Below are 5985 nucleotides of genomic sequence, written 5' to 3'. Positions count from 1 at the left end.
TCAAGCCCTGCTGGGCGGGTGTATTTTAAAATACCTGCACTTTGGCTGTAGGTTAGGTTAAGGGTTTGCAACGAGTGAATAATACGAATGCCCTGGGCATTGCCTTCAAAGTTGCAAATGTCTTGCGCTAGGTGCTTAAAAATAACGCCTATGCCGGTGTTTGGCTCGCGGCATCGCTCGGGCGTTACACTGGCTAAATTAGTATTAAACCAGTGGTTTATTGCGGCTTCGCCAAAGTGGCCAAAAGGTGGGTTGCCAATGTCGTGCATTAGGCAAGCCATTTCTACTAGGCTTTCGAGTGGGCGTTCTAGGTCGGTTAAGCCATAATCTTTTTGTTGCTCAAAGCTTAGGTTGGCAAAAATACGCTGTACAATAAAGCGGCCAACTTGTTGCACTTCAAGCGAGTGGGTTAACCTTGAACGCACAGCGGCGTTTCGCTCAAGCGGAAATACTTGTGTTTTTTGTTGCAATCGACGAATAGCGGCGCTGTTCATTATGCGGCCACGGTCGCTTTCGAGCGCCATTTGTAAATTAGAGGTGGTTCTGTACATACGCGCGGGGGTTATTTTTTTACTAAAGTCGATAGTCATCGGTGTCCTTGTTTTGTGGCGATGACTGGCGAGGTAAATGCGCGTTGTCATTCGTTTTTAATACTTACTAGCTAATATATACACCTAGAGGAGTTAGGTACAGGTGCTTGTATCATTTAAGGCCTGGCAATTGTATTATAAAGTTATATTTTTCAGTATTTAACGTATTTTAATGTAGGCGAGTATTTGTAATGAAGTATGGATTTGTAAAGGCGATGATGTGGGCACTTTTGGTGTTAACCAGCCATACGGCGTTTGCAGCAAAAGAGCAAACGGTAGTACTTGTGTCGATTGACGGTTTTAGGTGGGACTACATTGAAAAACACGGTGCACCTAATTTAAAAGCTATGGCCGATAAAGGCGTAAGGGCACAAAAGTTAATACCGGTTTACCCCACAAAAACGTTTCCTAATCATATTTCTATTGTGACTGGGTTATTGCCAGTGAATCACGGCATTGTTGATAACAAATTTTGTGACAAAGCGCGTAATAATGAGTGTTACAGCATGGGTAAAGCATTAGGCGACAGTACGTGGGTAAAAGGCATTCCGCTGTGGAACTTAGCTAAAATGCAGGGGCTTAAGTCGGCGGCGTATTTTTGGCCTGAGTCGGATGCGCGTTTTAATGGTATGACTCCCGACTATTTTTATCATTACTCTAAGCATAGTGAGTACCAAGGCCGGGTTGATCAAATTATTCAGTGGTTGAGCTTACCTAAAGCGCAGCGCCCTCGCTTTGTTGCGAGTTATTTTTCGTTAGTCGATAGCATGGGGCACGAATTTGGCCCCGATGCGCCACAAACACGTGATGCAGTTAAACAGCTCGATACGTTAATGGGGCAGTTACACGCGCGTTTAAATAAATTAGAACAAGATGTGAACTTAGTGATTGTGTCGGACCATGGTATGGCGGTTGTCGATCCTGATAAAAGCATTTTGTTAAACACCTTACCTAGTGATGACGGTTTTATAGTTAAAAATACGGGGCCGCGTTTACTAATATATGCAAAACCCGAAACTAGCATAGCCGACATAGCCAATTACAAAGCGCGTTTACGCGAGGCGGCAAATGGCCGTTATACAGTGTTAACTGATGAGCAGTTGGCTGGGTATCACTATAATAAAGGGAGCCGAGTGGGCGATATTATAGTGCAAACTAACGCGCCTGCTGTATTTACCAGTAAGGGTAAATCGACTTATGTTGGCACACACGGTTACGCTTACACAGACGACATGGCAGCTACGTTTATTGCAACTGGGCCTGCATTTAAACAAGGTGTAAGCCTTAAAAAAGTAAATAACCTCGACATTTACCCAGTGCTTGCAAAAGTAATGGGCTTAAAGCTATTAAATAAGGTAGATGGCGATGGCAAAACGTTAATGCCAGCTATTAAGCAAAAGGTTGTTGTGCATTAAAAAGAGCGCATAACGCGCTCCAAAGGGACTAAGGCTAATCCGCAAAATAGATCACTTAATTAAACGGATTGGACTAACAAAATAACGTAAGCGGGCATTACATATGCCCGCTTTTATGTGCTCATTTATTTAAAGTTAGCAATACTTGTTTTTGTAGCCGTTACAGTGCGAATTGCGTATGCCTGGTTTGTAATACCGTAAGGAATACCGTTTACGCTCCAATTTGGGTTAGAGAAGTAATCGTACTGTGTTGCGCTACCAAATACTTGTGGGTACGCCATGATACTTGCAAACTCGTTTTGTACACCGTGGCCCATGCCGTCAGTGTAAACACCACCCGACGTATCACCTTGTTTACGTGAATGCGCTAAGCCTTGGTTATGGCCTAGCTCGTGTACAAATGTGCTTGCGCCACAATCAATCGCTGTAATTGAGTACATACGATCGCTCATTGAGCTGTAAAGGTTGCCGTTTGTACCTTGCCCAACCCATGCTAAACCACATGAAATTAAGCCAGCACCTGCACTTTGACCCATACCTAGCACTGCTACCATATCGGCTTTCCAGCCTGTGCGTAGGTTATCTACGTAGCTGCTGTTTGTTACTGCATTAAGCCAATCTTCAGATGGGGTAATTGCGTAGTCGCCTAGGTTTTGCGAGCCCACTAAACGCAGCGTAATGTCTACGCCATTTTGGCTGTAAACTTGATTACTAAACGCAATAAGCTGGTTAATTTTTGTATTAATATTGCTGGTTGCTGCAGCCGACTGGTCGGTATATAAAATACCAATATCGATTGTTTCTGCTTGAGCTGTGCTTGCAGCGCACAATGCAGCTGCTACTGCTGTTTTGATGATTACATTCTTCATTGTTGTATTTCCTTACTCTTGTAGTGGTTAATATAGTTATTATTAAATTTTGCTTAAGCATAACGAGCACGCTTAAGCAGCCATTTAATGGGGCTTAATATAAAAAATTAGGTAATAGCAATCCGCGATAGCACTTAATTAAGCGGGCGGAATAAGTGATTAGCCGTCGGTTTTAGGCGCAAACATATCGCCAGTGTTATCGGTTTTTGGTTGTGGGGCACTTACGTCGTGCTCAATATGGCTTTTATATAAATCGCGTTTAGCGGCTATCCAGCCGTATTGGCCTTTGCTTTCAAATACATAGTTTCCAGAAGGCGCGGTAAATTGACCGTATATAGCGTCTTTCCCAACGGTAAGTACCGTGTTGTGCATACGTCCGTCAACGCCAAGTACTTTTCCAAAAATACTTTTGTCACCATTGGCCGACTCAATAACGTTAGTGACTTCGGCTGTATAAGTTTCGGTTGTTTGTGGAATAGCTAAATCAAAGTTTTCGCCTGTTTTTAGTGCTTGTAAAGTGGCTAAATCAAACTCTATGTACGCTTCGTTATTAAGATCGGTAGGCAGTACTTTGGCATTGGTAAGTACTGCTTTTGCACGGTCAGACAAGCGGTTTACCGCGTCAAAGCTTTCAAATGGGGCTGTTTGTTCTATTTTAGGCGTGGCTTTTATAGGGTCTTTACTCATATCAATAGGCACAGGCGCTTTGGTTGTGCGTGTTTTTTGCAGATCAATAGGAACAAAATCGATCGCTATTGGAGCAGTAGGCTCCTCGGCTTTTTTTGGTCTCAATTATTCCTTTGTAAATGGCAAATGCGAGTACCGCAGTAGCAATGGCAGCAATGATTAAACGCTTCATTTGTTTCTCTTTTGGTATTTTTGGTTAACTATTTGTTACGTTTTATACTAAGTGGGTGATTAGATCAAGTTTGGTTTTATAGTATTAATGTATTGTTTTTTTATTTTTTAAGTTGTTGTAAAGTAATGGTTAGCTTGTTTTTAGTACATTTTAGGTATTGCTTTTTGTAGGCTTTATGCGGCCTGTGGCGCTTTTATAGGTACTTGTTTGTTTTTTAAAATGCAATAATTTAAAGGCTCAAAATTTTTTAAAATAAAAATGAAAATAATTCACGATTCTTACACTAATAGTTAATTGCATTGTAAAAATGAGCAACGTATGTTGTGTGCATAAAAATAAATGCAAGAGGGATATATGGCGTTTTCAGATCAATTACTTAACCGAGCAACCGCTGGATTAGTGGCTGTGATCATTGGTTTTGCAAGTTCCATTGCATTAATTTATCAGGTTGTGATCACTCTAGGGGGGACGCCTGATTTAGTTGCGAGCTGGATTTTAATGCTAGGTTTAGTAATGGGAACAACCTCAATTGGTTTATCTTACTATTACAAAGTTCCTGTTTTAATTGCATGGTCGACCACCGGGGCTGCTTTGCTTATATCAAGCGCACAGGGATATAACCTAAACGAGGCGGTTGGAGCATTTATGTTTGCCGCGTTGTTGGTGTTTTTGTCGGGTATAACGGGTTGGTTTGAAAAAATAATGAACCGAATACCCAGCGAACTTGCCTGTGCCATGTTAGCGGGCGTGCTGGTCACTTTTGGTATTGATGTATTTAATTTTATGAATGATATGCCCTTAGTTATAGGGTTAATGGTATTGGTTTATTTTGTAGGTAAGCGCTTTTTTGCGCGCTTTGCCATGCTAAGCGTGCTGATTGTGGGGGTGTTATTAGCGTGGCAATTTGGTCATGTAGATACCAGCGCATTGCAGTGGAAAATGAGTCACTTTACCTATATTGCGCCTTCGTTTAATTTACAAGCCTGTATAAGCATTGGTTTACCTTTATATATTGTGACAATGACCTCTCAAAATCTGCCAGGTATTGCTGTGTTAAAGGCGCATAATTACAAAGCGCCTATTTCGGCATCGCTTAATGTGACGGGGCTGGTAAATGTACTTTGTGCGCCATTTGGAGCGTATTCAATTAATTTAGCTGCGATTACGGCGGCTATTTGTATGAGTGATGAGGCTGATAAAAACCCGGATAAACGCTATTGGGCAAGTATTGCAGGCGGTGTGTTTTACATTTTAATGGCGTTGTGTGCTGCAACTTTAGTCGGTTTGGTGGCTAGTTTGCCGCAGGCACTTATTTTGGCGCTGGCGGGTATCGCTTTGTTTGGCACTATTGCAAATAGTTTGCAGCAAGCGTTAACGGGTTCGCAATATACTGAGGCTGCAATAGTGACGTTTTTGGTTACGGCGTCTGATTTAACGATGTTTTCAGTAGGATCTGCTTTTTGGGGAATTATAGCGGGCGTATGTACAGTAATGATCACTCGTAAAGGTTAATGACGGTGGGTTATTTAAAAGCGCAGCGTCTCTTGACCTCTTTGTGAATAATGGGCTTTTAATATAGTAATGCACAAAGAGGAGTGAATGAGGAGTAAATGAGCAGCTAAAGTGACAAGCGGTGTTTTAGTTTATTTTTGTAGACGTAGAGCGTGCTCACGTTAGAAGCGGCAGCTTCTTGTTATTTAAAAATAAATATTACCACAGAGCACACCGAGGCGCTTTGCGCTACACAGAGTTAAAAAAATATTGGTTTGGTCACTTCTCCTGGCCTTCACTTCTCGGTGGTGAGTTAATTACTTTATACCCCGTAAAAGCGTTGCTTTTAAACGCCAGCAAGCTGCGCGTCTACCAGTAAATTTAGAAATAATGGACTTTCAAAACTGTAATGCACAAAGAGGAGTGAATGAGGAGTAAATGAGCAGCTAAAGTGACAAGCGGTGTTTTAGTTTATTTTTGTAGACGTAGAGCTTGCTCACGTTAGAAGCGGCAGCTTCTTGTTATTTAAAAATAAATATAACCACAGAGCACACCGAGGCGCTTTGCGCTACACAGAGTTAAAAAATATTGGTTTGGTCACTTCTCCTGGCCTTCACTTCTCGTTGGTGAGTTAATTACTTTATACCCCGTAAAAGCGTTGCTTTTAAACGCCAGCAAGCTGCGCGTCTACCAGTAAATTTAGAAATAATGGACTTTCAAAACTGTAATGCACAAAGAGGAGTGAATGAGGAGTAAATGAG

At 41.8% G+C, this 5985-nt stretch carries 4 protein-coding genes and 1 pseudogene; 2 read left to right on the top strand and 3 right to left on the bottom strand.

The window, feature by feature from the left end; all coding sequences use genetic code 11:
- The coding region (gene dgt / locus BCG07_RS13695) for a dGTP triphosphohydrolase (RefSeq protein WP_286890566.1) at positions 1 to 590 on the bottom strand (590 nt) is incomplete at its 3' end.
- Between the two features lie 191 nt (positions 591 to 781).
- Between dgt and BCG07_RS13690 the strand changes: the two genes are divergently transcribed.
- On the top strand, positions 782 to 2005 hold the full coding sequence (locus tag BCG07_RS13690; protein WP_271480773.1) for an alkaline phosphatase family protein: 1224 nt from the start codon (positions 782 to 784) through the stop codon (positions 2003 to 2005).
- A 125-nt stretch (positions 2006 to 2130) separates the two neighbouring features.
- Here BCG07_RS13690 and BCG07_RS13685 read toward each other — a convergent pair whose 3' ends face one another.
- Both BCG07_RS13685 and BCG07_RS13680 read right to left on the bottom strand, forming a co-directional pair.
- Positions 2131 to 2874: a M12 family metallo-peptidase gene (locus BCG07_RS13685; protein WP_006793508.1), complete on the bottom strand. Its 744-nt coding sequence runs from the start codon at positions 2872 to 2874 to the stop codon at positions 2131 to 2133.
- 159 nt (positions 2875 to 3033) lie between these two features.
- A pseudogene (locus BCG07_RS13680) lies at positions 3034 to 3733 on the bottom strand (protease inhibitor BamI-like protein).
- 354 nt (positions 3734 to 4087) lie between these two features.
- Here BCG07_RS13680 and BCG07_RS13675 point away from each other — a divergent pair.
- Complete coding sequence (locus BCG07_RS13675; protein ID WP_006793510.1) at positions 4088 to 5245, top strand: benzoate/H(+) symporter BenE family transporter; 1158 nt, start codon at positions 4088 to 4090, stop codon at positions 5243 to 5245.
- Positions 5246 to 5985: the final 740 nt, after the last annotated feature.

This window comes from Pseudoalteromonas sp. ESRF-bin5 (genome assembly GCF_002632075.1).
In the GTDB taxonomy this organism is placed as follows: Bacteria; Pseudomonadota; Gammaproteobacteria; order Enterobacterales; family Alteromonadaceae; genus Pseudoalteromonas; species Pseudoalteromonas marina.
This window is presented reverse-complemented; position numbering and strand designations above follow the sequence as displayed.